This window comes from Variovorax sp. YR266, assembly GCF_900107295.1.
Classification (GTDB): Bacteria; Pseudomonadota; Gammaproteobacteria; order Burkholderiales; family Burkholderiaceae_C; genus Variovorax.
Genome location: NZ_FNPM01000001.1, coordinates 669,445 through 684,008 on the forward strand (window position 1 = coordinate 669,445; position 14,564 = coordinate 684,008).

A 14,564-nucleotide genomic window follows, 5' to 3' on the forward strand; every position below is an offset into this window, starting at 1 on the left:
AACTCCGTGAGAGCCGGTGGAATTTGCGCGATGGTCACGGGAATGTCCGTTGAAAAGACGGTAGAAGAAAAATGAAGGTCACGCGGCGACCGAACGGCCTTCGCGGTTGAAGAGATGCAGCACCGACGGGTCGAGCTCCACGGCCACGTCGTCGCCGGCCTGCAGCGGCGTGCGGTCGTTCTGCCGCGCGATGAGCGGCACGCCGCCCACGTCGACATGGATGAGCGTGTCGGCGCCCAGCGCCTCGATCAGCTCGACGCGGCCCTGCACGTCGCTCACCGGCGCGCCCTGCTTCGGATGCACGCGCAGGCCCTCGGGCCGCACGCCCAGGAAGCCGTCGGCGGGCAGCCTGCCGCCGGTGGCGGCCGAGAAGCTGGGAATGGCATTGGCGGCCACCATGTTCATCGACGGCATGCCGATGAACTGCGCGACGAACTGGTTGGCCGGGTGGTCGTACAGCTCCAGCGGCGTGCCGACCTGCTCGATGAGCCCGTCTTTCAGCACCACCACGCGGTCGGCCAGCGTCATGGCCTCGACCTGGTCGTGCGTCACGTAGATGGTGGTCGCACCGAGTGCGCGGTGCAGCTTGTGGATTTCGACCCGCGTGTTGCCGCGCAGCGCCGCGTCGAGGTTCGACAGCGGCTCGTCGAACAGGAACACCTTGGGCGCGCGCACGATGGCGCGGCCGATGGCCACGCGCTGGCGCTGGCCGCCCGACAGGTCCTTGGGCGTGCGGTCGAGGTACTGAGTGAGGTTGAGCGTCTTCGCCGCATGATCGACCTTGGTCTTGATCTCGCTCTTGGACACACCCGCGAGCTTCAGCGCGAACGACATGTTGTCGTACACGCTCATGTGCGGATAGAGCGCGTAGCTCTGGAACACCATCGCAAGGTCGCGCTTGCCAGAAGGCGCCCAGGTGATGTCCTTGCCGTCGAGCAGCAGGTTGCCGCTGGTGATGGGCTCGAGCCCGGCAATCAGCCGCAGCAGCGTCGACTTGCCGCAGCCCGAAGGCCCGACGAAGACGATGAACTCGCCCTTCTGGATCTGCAGGTCGACGCCCTTGATGATGTTGACTTCACCAAAGCTCTTCTTGATGTTCTTGAGTTCGAGGTAGGCCATGAGATGTCTCCCTTTCTTTACTTGACGGCGCCGAAGGTCAGGCCTTGGACGAGTTGCTTCTGGCTGAACCAGCCGAACACGACGATGGGCGCAATGGCCATCAGCGAAGCCGCCGACAACTTGGCCCAGAACAGGCCCTCGGGGCTGGAGTACGAGGCGATCAGCGTGGCCAGCGTGCCGGCCTTGGCGGAGGTGAGGTTCAACGCCCAGAAGGCCTCGTTCCAGCTCAGCACCAGGCACAGAAGGCCGGTCGATGCGAGCCCGCCCACCGACAGCGGCATCACGACGTGGCGGAACTCGGTCCAGAGGTTGGCGCCGTCCATGCGCGCGGCCTCCAGGATCTCGGGCGGAATATCTTTGTAGGCGCTGTAGAGCATCCACACCATGATCGGCAGGTTCGACAGCGTGAACACGATGGTCAGCGCGGTGAGCGAATCCAGCATGCCCGCTGTCTGCGCGATCACGTAGATGGGCACCAGCGCGCCCACTGCCGGCATCATCTTGGTGGAGAGCATCCACATCAGGATGTCGCGCGTCTTCTTCGTGCGGAAGAAGGCCATCGAGTACGCGGCGGGCGCCGCGATCAGCAGGCCGAGGATGGTCGAGCCCAGGCTGGTGATGAGCGAGTTGCGCGCGTACAGCAGGTAGTCGCTGCGGCGCTGCACTTCGCTGAAGTTGCCGAGCGTGGGCTCGAAGATGAACAGCGGCGGCACGTGAATGGCCTGCAGCTCAGTCTTGAAGGCCGTGAGAAACAGCCAGCCGAGCGGAAAGAACAGCAGCAGCGTGACGGCCCACGCGCCCACGGTGCGAATGGCCTGGGGCAGGAAGTTGCTGGGGGCTTGTTGTTGTTGCATGGCGTGTTGCTCCTCAGTCGAGGTTCTTGCCGATGATCCGGATGAGGAACACAGCCACGATGTTGGCCAGCACCACCGCGAACAGCGCGCCGGCCGAGGCCACGCCCACGTCGAAGTTCATGAGCGACTGCTTGAAGATCATGTAGGTCATGTTCGTGCTCTCGTTGCCCGGGCCGCCATTGGTGGTGATGGCAATCTCGGCGAACACGCTGAGCAGGAAGATCATCTCGATCATGATCACCACCGCCATGGGGCGCGCGAGGTGCGGAATGGTGAGATAGAAGAAGCGCTGGAACGAGCTCGCGCCGTCCATGCGCGCGGCTTCCATCTGCTCGCGGTCGAGCGACTGCAGCGAAGTGATGAAGATCAGGCAGGCAAAAGGCAGCCACTGCCAGGCCACCATGATGATCACCGACAGCAGCGGCACGTCGGTGAGCCAGTCGACCGGCTGTGCGCCGAAGGCGCGCCACACGTCGGCCAGCACGCCGTAGATGGGGTTCATCATCATGTGCTTCCACAGCAGCGCATTGACCGCGGGCATGACGAAGAACGGCGAGATCAGCAGCACCCGCACGATGCCGCGCCCCGGAAATGGCTCGTTCACCAGCAGTGCGAGCAGCACGCCGAACACCACCGTGATGACGATCACGCTGCCGATCAGCAGCAGCGTGTTCCACGTGGCCGGCCAGAAGTCCGGGTCGGTGATGAAGTAGTGAAAGTTCTCGATGCCCGCGAAGGTGCGTTCACCGGGCTGCATGAGGTTGTAGTTGACGAACGAGAAGTACAACGTCATCACGAGCGGCACGATCATCCAGAGGAAGAGCGTGAGCACCGCGGGCGCCATGAGGGCGCGGGGCAGGAGTCTTTTCATGAGGTATCCCTTCTTGTGGTCCCTGGCTCCTTCCCCCGCTGGGGGAAGGCTGGGATGGGGGCTGCCCGATCAGGCGCGGCACCGAACGATGCGCCGCGAGCCCCCACCCCTACCCTCCCCAGCGGGGGAGGGAGCAAGCCCGAAGACTTACTTGTAGTACCCGGCCTTCTTCATCTCACGCTCGGCCGCGGTCTGCGAAGTCTTCAGCGCCTGGTCCACAGTGACCTTGCCCGACAGCGCCGCGCTCATCTGCTGGCCCACCGCCACGCCGATGGCCTGGAACTCAGGAATGGCCGCGTACTGCACGCCGACGTACGGCGACTTCGGCAAGGTGCTGTCGGTGAGGTTCGCGCTGTCGATCGCCTTCTTCTCTGCAGCGGCGAACTTGGCGACCTTCTGGAACTCGGGGTTCGCATAGGTCGACTTGCGCGTGCCTGTGGGCACCGAGGCCCAGCCGGTTTCCTTGGCCACGAGGTTGATGTATTCCTTGGAGGTGGCCCACTTGATGAACTTCTGCGCCGCGTCGTCCTTGGTCGAGCTGGCCGGAATGGCGAGGTTCCACGACCACAGCCAGTTGGCGCCCTTCGGCGTGGAGGCGGTCGGTGCCTGCGCGAAGGCCACCTTGTCGGCCACCTTCGACTGCTTCGGGTCGCTGATGAACGAGGCCGCGATGGTCGCGTCGACCCAGGCCGCGCACTTGCCTTCATTGAAGAGAGCGAGGTTCTCGTTGAAGCTGTTGGCCGATGCGCCCGGAGGGCCGTTCTTCTTCATCATGTCGACGTAGAAGGTGATCGCGTCCTTCCAGGCCTTGGTGTCGATCTGCGGCTTCCACTGCATGTCGAACCACTGGCCGCCGTTGGTGTTGACCAGCGTGGTCAGGAAGGCCATGTTGTCGCCCCAGCCCGGCTTGCCGCGCAGGCACATGCCGTACACGCCCGCCTTCGGGTCGTTGGCCTTGTCGGCGAACTCCTTCACCTGCGCCCAGGTCGGCTGGTCCGAGAACTTCACGCCCACCTTGTCGGCCAGGTCCTTGCGGTACATGAGCATAGAGCTCTCGCCGTAGAAGGGCGCGGCGTAGAGCTTGCCGTCGGTCGACAGGCCGTCGCGGATGGCGGGCAGCAGGTCGTCGATGTCATAGGCGGCATCGGTGGCAATGGGCTTGAGCCAGCCCTTCTTCGACCAGATCGGCGTCTCGTACAGGCCGATGGTCATCACGTCGAACTGGCCGCCCTTGGTGGCGATGTCGGTGGTCACGCGCTGGCGCAGCGTGCCTTCTTCCAGCGTGACCCACTTGAGCTTGATGTCGGGGTTCGCTTTTTCGAAGAAGGGTGTGAGCTTCTGCATCTCGATCATGTGGCCGTTGTTCACGGTCGCGATCACGAGTTCGGTGGCGGCCTGGGACACGACGCCCGAGCCGATGAGTGCGAGGACGAGGCCCGCTTTCAGAAAACGCTTCATGTTGTCTCCTAGAGGTGAGCGACGCCCTCTTGTCGGGTCGCCGTGGCCGGATTCTGGAGAAACGCGCTTGCAGTTTTGGTACTTCGATAGCCACCACCAGTACTTTCATGCACCAGTTGGCTAGTGAATTCCCTAGTTGATGCAATACAGCATGGAAAATGGCATCCCAAAGGCCTCAGGCGCCGCCCAGCAGCTGACGGCGGAACTGTGCGGCCGCCGGCGACAGCGCCCGGTCTTCCCGCGTGATCAGGCAGATCGGCGGCACGCGCACCGGCAGCTCCACCGGCACGGTGCGCAGCACGCCCAATCGGGCGTAGTGGTTGGCCTGCGAGGCGGGCATCACGGCCGCCATATCGGAGTTCTCGAGCAAGGCGGTAATGGCGATGGGCGATGCCGTTTCGATGATGTCGAGCCGCGCCTGGATGCCGGCCTCGCGCATCGCCGCCTCGAAGCGCCCGCGCTGCGGCGAGCCCGGCGGCTGCAGCACCCACGACCAGTTCGCCATGCCGGCCAGCGTGACGGTGGCGCGCTCGAACACCGGGTGCGCGGTGCGCACCACGACCACCATCGACTCGCCTAGCAGCGGCACGCTCGCGTACTTCGCCTCGTCATGGCTCTCGGTGAGACGGCCCAGCACGAGATCGACATCGCCCTGCTCCAGCTGCGCCTGGATCACGTCGCTGGTCTCGACCACCACCGACACGGCCACCTGCGGATGGCGGCGGCGGTACTCCACCAGCGCCGGCGCCAGCAGTTCGGGCACAGCACCCGGCACGCTGCCCACGCGCAGAGCGCCGCTCAGGCCCGAGCGCAGGGCCAGCATCTCCTCGCGGGCGGTGCCGAAGTCGCTGAGCACGCGGCGCGCGTAGCGGATGAGGATGTCGCCGTAGGGCGTGGGCTCCATGCCGCGCGCCAGGCGCTCGAAGAGCTTCTCGCCGAGTGAATCTTCCAGCTGCTGCAGCAGCTTGGTGGCGGCAGGCTGGCTGATGTTCATGGCCTCGGCCGCCCGGCCGAGGTGGCGATGGGCATCGAGCCGGGCCAGCAGCAACAGCTGGCGCGGCCGCACGTGGAGCATCAGCGAGGCATCGGTCAGTCCGGAAGTCATATGCAAAAGTATATGGAGCTTCAGGCTTTTACGATTGGATCGCGAGGGAGAAGCTCCGTACGCTCGGGCTCATTACAAGCAGGAGACACCCGATGAAATTTCCCTCTCTCGCCCGCGCGGCGGGGCTGGCTGCAGCCGCCCTGCTGGCCGTGTCAGCGGCCGGTGCGCAGTCGAGCTACCCCGACAAGCCGATGCGCATCATGGTCGGCGCCTCTCCCGGCGGCGGCACCGACATCCTGGCGCGCGTGCTGGCCGACAAGTTCTCGCCCGCGCTCAAGCAAACCGTAGTGGTCGAGAACCGGCCCGGCGCCTCCAACACCATTGCCGGCGAACTCACAGCCCGCGCGCCGGCCGACGGCACCACGCTGCTGCTGGCCACCAACACGGCGCAGGCGGTGGCGCCGCACATCCTCAAGCTCAAGTACGACCCGCTGAAAGACCTGCAGCCCGTGGGCCTGGTGGCAGTGATGCCCAACGTGCTGGTGGTGTCGGCCAGCTCGCCCTACAAGTCGGTGAAGGACCTGGTGACGGCCATGGCGGCCAAGCCGGGCGGCTTCAAGTACGCCTCGTCGGGCATCGGCAGCACGCAGCACGTGGGCGGCGAGGCCTTCAACCTGGCCACCGGCATGAAGTCGATCCACGTGCCCTACAAGGGCAGCTCGCAGGCGCACATCGACATCATCGCGGGCGAGGTCGACATGATGTTCGACAGCACCTCCTCGGCCATGGGCCAGATCAAGGCCGGCAAGTTCCGCGCATTGGCCGTGAGCGCACCGCAGCGCTCGCCCGAGCTGCCCGACGTGCCCACGCTGGCCGAGCAGGGCATCAAGGGCGCCGACGTGTCCACCTGGTACGGCCTCTACGTCACGGCCGGCACGCCGCGTCCCGCGGTCGAGCGGCTGAGCGCCGAGCTCACGCGAACGCTGAAGCTGGCCGACGTGCAGACGCGCATCAAGGCCCTGGGCGGCGAGCCCGGCGCGCTCACCGGCGAGCCCTTCGCGGCAATGAACAGGCAGGAGTTCGACCACTACGGCCAGCTCGTGCGCGACGCCAACATCAAGGCCGAATGAGCCGGCCCGCTCCCTTTTCATTCAACTTGCATCCGAGCCACACCATGTCCACCACTACCAAGACCTCGAGCGTGATCTCCGCCAAACCCCGCATCGTCGTGCTGCTGGGCGACCCCAGCGGCGTCGGCCCTGAAATGGCCGTGAAGCTGCTGGCGCGCCAGCGCAACCTGGACGCTGCGCGCGTGCTGCTGATTGCCGACCCGATCGTGCTGGCCGCCGGCGAGCGCGCGGCGGGCGTGAAGCTGAACCCGCTGCAGGTCGAGAACCTCGACACGCTGCGCTTCGAAGACGGCCGCCCCAGCCTGCTCACGCGCGACTGGATGGAGGGCCTTGAGCCGGTGATGGGAGAGTCGAATGAACAGTCGGGCCGGGCCTCGCTCGAGGCGCTGGAGCTGGCCACGCTGGCGGTGCGGCGCGGGCAGGCCGAAGGCATTCTCTTTGCGCCGCTCAACAAGCATTCGCTGCGCCTGGGCGGCCTCGTGCATGAAGACGAACTGCGCTACATGCAGGAGCGCTTTGCGGTGGCGGGCTTCGTCTGCGAGTTCAACCTCACAGGATCGCTCTGGACCTCGCGCGTGACATCGCACATTCCGCTGAAGGACGTGGCGAGCCACATCACCGTGCAAGGCGTGAGCGACGCCGTGAAGATCATCTCGTCGGCACTGCGCCGCGCGGGCGTGGCGCATCCGCGCATCGCGGTGACGGGGCTCAACCCGCACGCGGGCGACGGGGGCTCCATCGGCATGGAAGAAATCGAGATCATCGCGCCCGCCGTCGAACAGCTGCGCGCCGAAGGCTTCGATGCGCGCGGCCCGTTCTCGCCCGACACGGTGTTCATCGGCGCACGGCGCGGTGATGTCGATGCGGTGGTGTCGATGTACCACGACCAGGGCCAGATCGCGATGAAGCTCATGGGCTTCGAGCAGGGCGTGACGCTGCACGGTGGCCTGCCGGTGCCGGTGGCCACGTCGGCCAGCGGCAGCGCCTTCGACATCGCGGGCCAGGGCATTGCGAAGATCGAGGGGCTGCAGCAGGCCTTCGACCTGTGCGTGCGCATGGCGAGCGGCGCGCCGGCGCGCACGGCCGCACAGGCAGTAACTGCGTGAGTCTCTCGGCAGGACTGACCCGTCCTGCCATAGGTTGACACCTATGAGGGACACAGAGCCGGCCTGTTCAAGCCGGCCAGAGACGCCCGATGGACCTCATCGGGCGTTTTCAATTTTAGGGATTGATGCGGTCGCTCCTGGTTGTAGATCTGCACGGCCTGCTGAACCATCCGGCTGGCCTGGGCCAGATCGGCAGGCCGGTGCAGCAGGAACTCCATCTTCAAGATCCCGTTGACGCGCTCGGCCAGCGCGTTCTGGTAGCAGTCGTAGCCGTCCGTCATCGAGCAGGCGATGCCGTGGCGCCGGTGAATCTGCTGATAGTCGTTGGAGCAGTACTGGATGCCCCTGTCGGAATGGTGCACCAGCATCTGGCAGGTTTGCCGGCTCTTGAGCGCCATCGTCAGCGCCCGGCTGACCTGCCTGGTGTGCAGGCTGTCGTGCACATGATGTGCCCACGATCTTGCGTGACCACGCATCCGTCACCAGGCTCAGGTACACGAACCCCCGATCGGTGGGCAGGTACGTGATGTCCGCCACCCATACCTGCTCGCTGCCGGTGGGGCGCACCTGACTCGGTCCGTCCTTGAGCAGGTTGGGATGGCGGCGGAACCGGTGGTGGCTGTCGGTGGTCTTGTGGTACGCCCGCCTGGGCTGAACCAGCATGTGAGCCTGGCGCAGCACGTCCAGCAGCGCGTCGCGCCCCAGGCTCGCGTGCGCCTGCTGCAGCGGCTCCTTGAGCAGGTGGTGCAGCTTGCGAGCGCCCAGCCGGGGTTGGCGCAGGCGCACGCCACGCACGAGCTGAATCACCGTCTCGCAGCGCGCATGGCGCTCCTGCTGGCGATGTAGTTGCTGGTAGTAGGCCTGGCGGCTGATGCCCCAATAACGGCAAGCCCTCGCAACGCTCAGCCCCGGGAGGAGCTTTTGCGAGAGGACTTGCCCAAAGGCTTTTTTACGACACGCACCCCGTAGTCCTTCTTCAGGACATCGATCACCGCCTCGAACAACCGGGCCTTCTCGTTCGCCTCTCGAAGCTGGACTTCCAAGGCCTTGATCTGCTGCTCAGGGGTCAGCGGCGCCGCAGGCGCGGGGGAGGATTTTTTGGTTGTTATGGGCATGGGAAGCCGAGATGATGCCGAACCCCAGCTCTGGCGACCATGCTTGCGCAGCCACACCAGAACGGTCGAGCGCCCTTGGATGCCGTAGCGCTCTTGCGCCTGCTTGTAGGTCAGCTCGCCTTTTTCTACCTGATCGACCACCGACAGCTTAAAAGCCAGCGTGTAGTCCCGCTGCGTGCGTTTGATGCCTGATTCCATTGACTCGCCTTTTCTGAGGGAAAAGGTGTCAACCCAGGTCAGGACGGGTCAGACCAAACAAAAAGGGCCGCTTGCGCGGCCTTTTTTAAAAAAACTCAGGCGGTCGGTGGTTCGCCGTAGCTGTTCGACTCGGGTTGCGTCGGCTGCAAGTAGAAATAGATCAGCACGAGGTTGACGAGCGGGATGAGCGCCAGCAGCAGAAACCAGCCGCTCTTGCCGATGTCGTGCAGGCGGCGCGCTCCCACGGCCAGCGCGGGCAGCAGCAGGGCCAGAGCCGCGATGCCGTACACGAACCGATGGATCAGGCTTGCCACGATGAGAATGACCAGCTGTCCAAGTACGAACCACCAGAACTCCGAGCGCGAGGCGCGCCCGCTGAAATCCACGTACTTGTTCAGACAGGTCTTGACCGCTGTTTGAAAATTCATTGATCGACTCCTCTTGATTGGTCCCAGGGAAATTTCCCCGGGCCATCATATAGATGCGTCTTTCAACGGCAAACTCGGCTAGAAGCGATAGCCGGCCTGCAAACAAACGGGTTATGAATTGGCTTGCCAGCGGCCCGATTCAGCTGCCCAGCCGCTTCAGCAGGCCCGCGGTCGATGCATCGAGCCCCATGACGTCGCCCGATGCGAGGCGCGGTTCGATGTCCTTTGCGAGCACCTTGCCGAGCTCCACGCCCCACTGGTCGAAACTGTTGATACCCCACAGCGCACCGCTGGTGAACACGCGGTGCTCGTACATCGCGAGGAAGGCACCCAGCGATTCGGGCGTGAGCTTTTCGAACACGAAGAAGGTGCTCGGCCGGTTGCCCGGAAAGTTCTTGTGGCCGCCCTCGTCGAGCTTGCCCACCATCAGCGCCTGCGCCTGCGCGAGCGCATTGGCCAGCAGCTTGGGGTGATGGCCTTCGAGGTCGTGCGAGGCATCGCGCACCGCCACGAACTCGAGCGGGATCACGTCTGTGCCCTGGTGCAGCATCTGGAAGTAGGCGTGCTGCCCGTTGGTGCCGGGCTCGCCCCACAGCACAGGCGAAGTGCCGAAGGCCACCGGCTTGCCGCTGGCATCGACCTGCTTGCCGTTGCTTTCCATCTCGAGCTGCTGCAGGTAGGCCGGCACACGCTTCAGTGCGCTGTGGTACGGCGCGATGCTGCGGCTCGTGAACTTGTGGAAGTTGCGATACCAGACGTCGAGCAGGCCCAGCCGCACCGGAAGGTTCTGCGCGAGCGGTGCCGTGCGGAAGTGCTCGTCCATTGCATGCGCGCCCGCCAGCAGCCGGCGGAAGCCGTCGGCGCCGATGGCCAGCGCAATCGGCAGGCCGATGGCCGACCACAGCGAATAGCGGCCGCCCACCCAGTCCCAGAAGCCGAAGGTGGTGTCGATGCCGAACTTCTTCGCCGCTTCCACATTGGTGGTGAGCGCCGCGAAGTGGCCCGCGATGTCGGTGCCGCCCGATTGCTCGTACCAGCGCTTGGCAGAAAGCGCATTGGTCATCGTCTCGGCCGTGGTGAAGGTCTTCGAGGCAATGAGGAACAGCGTGTGCTCGGGCGCGAGGCCCTGCAGCACGCCCGCCAGCTCATGGCCGTCGACGTTCGAGACGAAGTGAAAGCGCTTGCCCGGCGCGGCGAACTCGGCCAGCGCCAGCACCGCCATCTGCGGGCCGAGGTCGGAGCCGCCGATACCGATGTTGACCACGTCGGTGATCGTGTGGTCGGCGCGCACCTTCTCGGCATAGGCCAGCATCGCGTCGAGCGTGGCGTGCACTTCGCGCAGCTCGTGCGCGGTCTTCGGGCCGGTCTGCGCATCGGCCGGCGCGCGCAGCAGCGTGTGCAGCACGGCGCGGTCTTCGGTATTGTTGATGTGCTCGCCGGCGAACATGGCGTCGCGGTGAGCCTCGAGGCCGCACTCGCGGGCCAGCTCGAGCAGCAGCTCTTCGGTGCGCGCGTCGATCAGGTTCTTCGACAGGTCGGCGAAGACGTACGGCGCCTCCTGGCTGAAGCGTGCGAAGCGGCCCGCGTCGTCCACGAAGGCATGGCGCACGTCGAACTGGCGGCCTGCGGTTTCGAAAGCGGACTGCAACTGCGCCCAGGCCGGCGCGCGATCGCAGCGAAGGGTCATGGCCATGTTTACTTGCCGCTTTCCTGCATGAGCTTTTCGAGCTTCACGGCGTCGGCCGCGAAGGCGCGGATGCCTTCGGCGAGCTTCTCGGTGGCCATGGCGTCTTCGTTCAGGGCAAAGCGGAAGCCCGCCTCGTCGTAGCTGACCTTGGCGACGTCGCCGCCAGTTGCAGCCTTGGCGTCGAGCGCGTGCTGCAGCGGCTCGTTGCTGGCGGCCAGCTCGGCCAGCAGCTCGGGGCTGATGGTCAGCAGGTCGCAGCCGGCGAGCGCCTGGATCTGTCCCACATTGCGGAAGCTCGCGCCCATGACTTCGGTCTTGATGCCGTGCTGCTTGTAGTAGTTGAAGATTTCGCGCACCGACTTCACGCCGGGGTCGTTCGCGCCGGCGCTCGCAGCCTCGTCCCACTTGGCGCCGGCGGACTTCTTGTACCAGTCGTAGATGCGGCCCACGAAGGGCGAGATGAGCTGCACGCCCGCAGCGCCGCAGGCCACGGCCTGCGCGAACGAGAACAGCAGCGTGAGGTTGGTGCGAATGCCCTTCTGCTCCAGGGCGCGCGCCGCCTCGATGCCTTCCCAGGTGGAGGCCACCTTGATGAGCAGGCGTTTTTCGGTGTCGATGCCTTCGGCCTTGTAGAGCGCCACGATGCGCTCGCCGCGCGCAATGGTCGCGGCCGTGTCGAAGGACAGGCGGGCATCGACTTCGGTCGACACGCGGCCCGGGATGATCGAGAGGATTTCGGTGCCGAAGCGCACCAGCAGGCGGTCGATGACCTCGTCGAGCGGCTTGCCCGCGTGCTTCTTCACTGTCTCGTCGAGCAGCGGCCGGTATTCGGGCTTCTGCACGGCCTTGAGGATCAGCGAGGGATTGGTGGTCGCGTCCTGTGGCTTGGAAACGCTGAGCTGCTTGAAGTCACCGGTGTCGGCGACGACGGTGGTCCATTGGCGGAGGGCATCGAGTTGGTTCATGAAATCATTATCCAGTGCGGGTTGTGACAAGTCCTGCACGCAGTTGCGCGTCGGCCGATGTTTTCATGCGCACCGTAGCACGGGTTTTCACGCGGCTCCATCGGCCTGATGCCCGTGTGGTTGTCTCCGCTCTCCGGCCTCCCCGCCCTACACCGCCTGTGGTCCGTGGCTGACGGGCGCGTGCCCTGCCCTTGGCTAGCCTGAGTTTTACGCCGAATGTCTTCATCCCTCAGGAGTGCCTCATGACCCCTCGCACGCGCGCCGACGCCACCACCGTCCGGCCTTTCGACGACCGCCGCACCAGCAATGCGATCGGCGCAATGGCCACGGCCTTCGTCGTGGGCGGCGTGGCCACCTGGTTCGCCATGGACGCGGCGCGCACCGCTCGCGCCCGGCCGGCCGGACCGGCTGACGGCGCACCGCTGATGCGCGCGCCGCTGCAGGTGGTGGCGCCGGTCGATCTGCAGCGCTATGCGGGCATCTGGCACGAGCAGGCCCGCCTGCCGAACCGCTTCCAGAAACAATGCGCCGGCCCCGTGGTCGCCGAATACACCCCGCAGCCTGGGGGCGCCGTGCAGGTGCTCAATCGCTGCGTGCGGGAAGACGGCAACTTCGACGAGGCCGTCGGCGCTGCCCGCGTGGTGCCGGTGGCAGGCCAGCCTGGCGCAGGCCGCCTCCAGGTGCGATTTGCGCCAGCGTGGCTCGGCTGGCTGCCGATGGTCTGGGGCGACTACTGGATCCTGAAGCTCGACCGCGACTATCAGGTTTCGCTGGTCGGCACGCCCGACCGCCAATACCTGTGGGTGCTGTCGCGCGCGCCACGCCTCGACGAGGCCGTGCTGCGCGCGGAACTGGACTACGCCCGCAGCCTGGGGTTCGACACCGACAAGGTCGTGCTCACCGGCAGGTAGCGCTGCAGCTGCGACGGCAGCACGGCCGGCGCGGTGCAATGAATGGCGTGCCAGCCGAAGGCGCGCGCCGCCTCCACGTTGGCGGCCGAATCGTCGATGAACACGGTCTGTGCCGGATCGAGGCGGTAGCGCATCGCCAGCACTTCGTAGATCTCGCGTTCGGGCTTGAGGAACTTCACGTCCCCCGAGAACACGCCGCCGTCGAAGCGCTGCATGAAGGCGTGCTTGCGCTCGATGGCGCGGGCGTACGGCGCGGGCATGTTCGACAGGTAGTACAGGCGCAGCGGCTGGCCGGCTTCGCGGTGGGCGATCAGCTGTTCGAGCATGTCGACCGTGACGCCGATGGGCTCCAGCCGCTCGCCCAGCCCTTCGAGCATGGTGTGCAGCGGCTCGGCCGGCAGCGAAAGCCGCGCCGTCATGCGGGCGATGGCGTCGTCCAGCGTGCGGGTGCCGCAATCGAAACCCGTCCAGTCGTCGTGATGGAAAAGCGCCCTGCCCAGGGCTGCCGCGGCGGCTTCAGTGGGCGCGTGTTGGGAGAGATGGGCCTGTACCAGCCGTGTGGGCTCCCATGCGAACAGCACGGCGCCCAAGTCGAAAACCACGTTCATGGCGCCATTGTTTCATGCGCCGGGCACCACGCTCACGCCATGGGCTCCCAGGGACAGCGTGGCCTGCGCGCCGGCAGTCAGCGGGCAAGACAGGTCGGTCGACACCACGAAGACCGGCCCCAGGGTGGTGTCGAAGCCGTATTCGTAGAAGCTGCCGAGGTAGGCGGCCTTGCGCAGCGTGGCCGGAAGGCCGTCCGCCGCGCCGCTGGCGCCGATCTGCCAGGCTTCGGGCCGCACCGCCACCTTCACCGTGCCGGGCGCCACCGCATAGCGCGGCTGCAGGCGCAGCGGGCCGAGCGCCACGCTGCCGTCGGCTTGCGCCGTGGCGGGAAACACCATCGCCTCGCCCATGAAGCCGGCGACGAACTCGCTCTCGGGCCGCCCGTAGAGTTGCTCGGGCGTGCCGCGCTGGGCGATCACGCCGTGGTCCATCACGATGATCTGGTCGCTCACGGCCAGCGCCTCGCTCTGGTCGTGCGTGACGTAGGCCACCGTGAGCTTCAGCCGCTGCTGCAGCGAGCGGATTTCCTCGCGCATCTCGCGGCGCAGCCGGGCATCGAGGTTCGACAGCGGCTCGTCGAACAGCAGCACCGCCGGTTCGAGCACCAGCGCACGCGCCAGCGCCACGCGCTGCTGCTGGCCGCCCGAAAGCTCGCTGGGCAGGCGCTCGTCGAAGCCGACCAGCCCCACGCCCCGCAGCGCCTCGCGCGCCCGCGACGTGGCCTCGTCTTTCTTCACACCGCTCATGCGCAGGCCGTAGCTCACGTTCTCGATCACGTTCATGTGCGGGAACAGCGCGTAGCTCTGGAACATCATGCTGACGTTGCGCTCGGCCGGGCCGAGCGTGGTGACGTCTCGCCCGCCCATGAAGATCGAGCCCGAGGTCGGCGATTCGAGCCCCGCGATCATCCGCAGCGTGGTCGTCTTGCCGCAGCCCGAGGGCCCGAGGATGGTGGTGAGCGTGCCCACCGGCACTTCGAAGCTGATGCCCTTGACGGCCAGCGGCGCGTTCTTGTCGGCGCCGTAGCGCTTGGTGACGTTGCGGAATTCGATGCCGTTGCTCATGGAT

The 14,564-nt window shown here is 66.0% G+C and carries 13 protein-coding genes and 1 pseudogene; 3 read left to right on the forward strand and 11 right to left on the reverse strand.

Going from position 1 to position 14,564, the window contains the following annotated elements; genetic code table 11:
• Positions 1-78 precede the first annotated feature (78 nt).
• The 5 genes from BLW48_RS03165 to BLW48_RS03185 all read right to left on the reverse strand — a co-directional run bounded on the left by BLW48_RS03165 (position 79) and on the right by BLW48_RS03185 (position 5,407).
• On the reverse strand, positions 79-1,119 hold the full coding sequence (locus tag BLW48_RS03165; RefSeq protein WP_093172563.1) for an ABC transporter ATP-binding protein: 1,041 nt from the start codon (positions 1,117-1,119) through the stop codon (positions 79-81).
• A gap of 17 nt (positions 1,120-1,136) precedes the next feature.
• Positions 1,137-1,973, reverse strand: a complete 837-nt coding sequence (locus BLW48_RS03170; protein ID WP_093075940.1) for a carbohydrate ABC transporter permease — start codon at positions 1,971-1,973, stop codon at positions 1,137-1,139.
• Between the two features lie 13 nt (positions 1,974-1,986).
• A complete protein-coding gene (locus BLW48_RS03175) occupies positions 1,987-2,844 on the reverse strand; it encodes a carbohydrate ABC transporter permease (protein WP_093048382.1) in 858 nt (285 codons plus the stop codon).
• Positions 2,845-2,991: 147 nt separating this feature from the next.
• Positions 2,992-4,302: an ABC transporter substrate-binding protein gene (locus BLW48_RS03180; RefSeq protein WP_093172565.1), complete on the reverse strand. Its 1,311-nt coding sequence runs from the start codon at positions 4,300-4,302 to the stop codon at positions 2,992-2,994.
• A gap of 175 nt (positions 4,303-4,477) precedes the next feature.
• Complete coding sequence (locus BLW48_RS03185; protein ID WP_176928685.1) at positions 4,478-5,407, reverse strand: LysR family transcriptional regulator; 930 nt, start codon at positions 5,405-5,407, stop codon at positions 4,478-4,480.
• A 92-nt stretch (positions 5,408-5,499) separates the two neighbouring features.
• On the opposite strand from BLW48_RS03185, the gene BLW48_RS03190 reads away from it, so the two are divergent.
• A complete protein-coding gene (locus BLW48_RS03190) occupies positions 5,500-6,477 on the forward strand; it encodes a Bug family tripartite tricarboxylate transporter substrate binding protein (protein WP_093172567.1) in 978 nt (325 codons plus the stop codon).
• A gap of 44 nt (positions 6,478-6,521) precedes the next feature.
• Positions 6,522-7,583, forward strand: a complete 1,062-nt coding sequence (locus BLW48_RS03195) for a 4-hydroxythreonine-4-phosphate dehydrogenase PdxA (RefSeq protein ID WP_093173238.1) — start codon at positions 6,522-6,524, stop codon at positions 7,581-7,583.
• A gap of 41 nt (positions 7,584-7,624) precedes the next feature.
• Here the strand turns inward: BLW48_RS03195 and BLW48_RS03200 are convergent.
• The 4 genes and pseudogenes from BLW48_RS03200 to tal form a co-directional block, all read right to left on the reverse strand.
• A pseudogene (locus BLW48_RS03200) lies at positions 7,625-8,896 on the reverse strand (IS3 family transposase).
• Positions 8,897-8,991: 95 nt separating this feature from the next.
• Positions 8,992-9,324 carry a DUF805 domain-containing protein gene (locus tag BLW48_RS03205; protein ID WP_093172569.1) on the reverse strand — a complete coding sequence of 111 codons (333 nt, stop codon included), beginning with the start codon at positions 9,322-9,324 and terminating at the stop codon, positions 8,992-8,994.
• Positions 9,325-9,463: 139 nt separating this feature from the next.
• A complete protein-coding gene (gene pgi / locus BLW48_RS03210; RefSeq protein WP_093172571.1) occupies positions 9,464-11,017 on the reverse strand; it encodes a glucose-6-phosphate isomerase in 1,554 nt (517 codons plus the stop codon).
• A 2-nt stretch (positions 11,018-11,019) separates the two neighbouring features.
• Entirely contained in the window at positions 11,020-11,976 is a 957-nt protein-coding gene (gene tal, locus BLW48_RS03215; protein ID WP_093048365.1) for a transaldolase, read from the reverse strand.
• Positions 11,977-12,218: 242 nt separating this feature from the next.
• On the opposite strand from tal, the gene BLW48_RS03220 reads away from it, so the two are divergent.
• The gene (locus BLW48_RS03220) at positions 12,219-12,887 is read left to right on the forward strand and encodes a lipocalin family protein (RefSeq protein ID WP_093048363.1); all 669 of its coding nucleotides are present in this window, start codon (positions 12,219-12,221) and stop codon (positions 12,885-12,887) included.
• On the opposite strand, the gene BLW48_RS03225 is transcribed toward BLW48_RS03220, so the two are convergent.
• Both BLW48_RS03225 and BLW48_RS03230 read right to left on the reverse strand, forming a co-directional pair.
• Complete coding sequence (locus BLW48_RS03225) at positions 12,833-13,495, reverse strand: HAD family hydrolase (protein WP_093048360.1); 663 nt, start codon at positions 13,493-13,495, stop codon at positions 12,833-12,835. The two genes, BLW48_RS03220 and BLW48_RS03225, sit on opposite strands and share 55 nt — an antisense overlap.
• A 12-nt stretch (positions 13,496-13,507) precedes the next feature.
• The gene (locus tag BLW48_RS03230; protein WP_093172573.1) at positions 13,508-14,560 is read right to left on the reverse strand and encodes an ABC transporter ATP-binding protein; all 1,053 of its coding nucleotides are present in this window, start codon (positions 14,558-14,560) and stop codon (positions 13,508-13,510) included.
• Positions 14,561-14,564 lie beyond the last annotated feature (4 nt).

What these genes read in the sequence shown, in the direction of transcription:
- BLW48_RS03165 (WP_093172563.1), bottom strand. Translation starts at nt 1,119, where the DNA reads ATGGCCTACCTCGAACTCAAGAACATCAAGAAGAGCTTTGGTGAAGTC.
- BLW48_RS03170 (WP_093075940.1), bottom strand. Translation starts at nt 1,973, where the DNA reads ATGCAACAACAACAAGCCCCCAGCAACTTCCTGCCCCAGGCCATTCGC.
- BLW48_RS03175 (WP_093048382.1), bottom strand. Translation starts at nt 2,844, where the DNA reads ATGAAAAGACTCCTGCCCCGCGCCCTCATGGCGCCCGCGGTGCTCACG.
- BLW48_RS03180 (WP_093172565.1), bottom strand. Translation starts at nt 4,302, where the DNA reads ATGAAGCGTTTTCTGAAAGCGGGCCTCGTCCTCGCACTCATCGGCTCG.
- BLW48_RS03185 (WP_176928685.1), bottom strand. Translation starts at nt 5,407, where the DNA reads ATGACTTCCGGACTGACCGATGCCTCGCTGATGCTCCACGTGCGGCCG.
- BLW48_RS03190 (WP_093172567.1), top strand. Translation starts at nt 5,500, where the DNA reads ATGAAATTTCCCTCTCTCGCCCGCGCGGCGGGGCTGGCTGCAGCCGCC.
- BLW48_RS03195 (WP_093173238.1), top strand. Translation starts at nt 6,522, where the DNA reads ATGTCCACCACTACCAAGACCTCGAGCGTGATCTCCGCCAAACCCCGC.
- BLW48_RS03205 (WP_093172569.1), bottom strand. Translation starts at nt 9,324, where the DNA reads ATGAATTTTCAAACAGCGGTCAAGACCTGTCTGAACAAGTACGTGGAT.
- pgi (WP_093172571.1), bottom strand. Translation starts at nt 11,017, where the DNA reads ATGGCCATGACCCTTCGCTGCGATCGCGCGCCGGCCTGGGCGCAGTTG.
- tal (WP_093048365.1), bottom strand. Translation starts at nt 11,976, where the DNA reads ATGAACCAACTCGATGCCCTCCGCCAATGGACCACCGTCGTCGCCGAC.
- BLW48_RS03220 (WP_093048363.1), top strand. Translation starts at nt 12,219, where the DNA reads ATGACCCCTCGCACGCGCGCCGACGCCACCACCGTCCGGCCTTTCGAC.
- BLW48_RS03225 (WP_093048360.1), bottom strand. Translation starts at nt 13,495, where the DNA reads ATGAACGTGGTTTTCGACTTGGGCGCCGTGCTGTTCGCATGGGAGCCC.
- BLW48_RS03230 (WP_093172573.1), bottom strand. Translation starts at nt 14,560, where the DNA reads ATGAGCAACGGCATCGAATTCCGCAACGTCACCAAGCGCTACGGCGCC.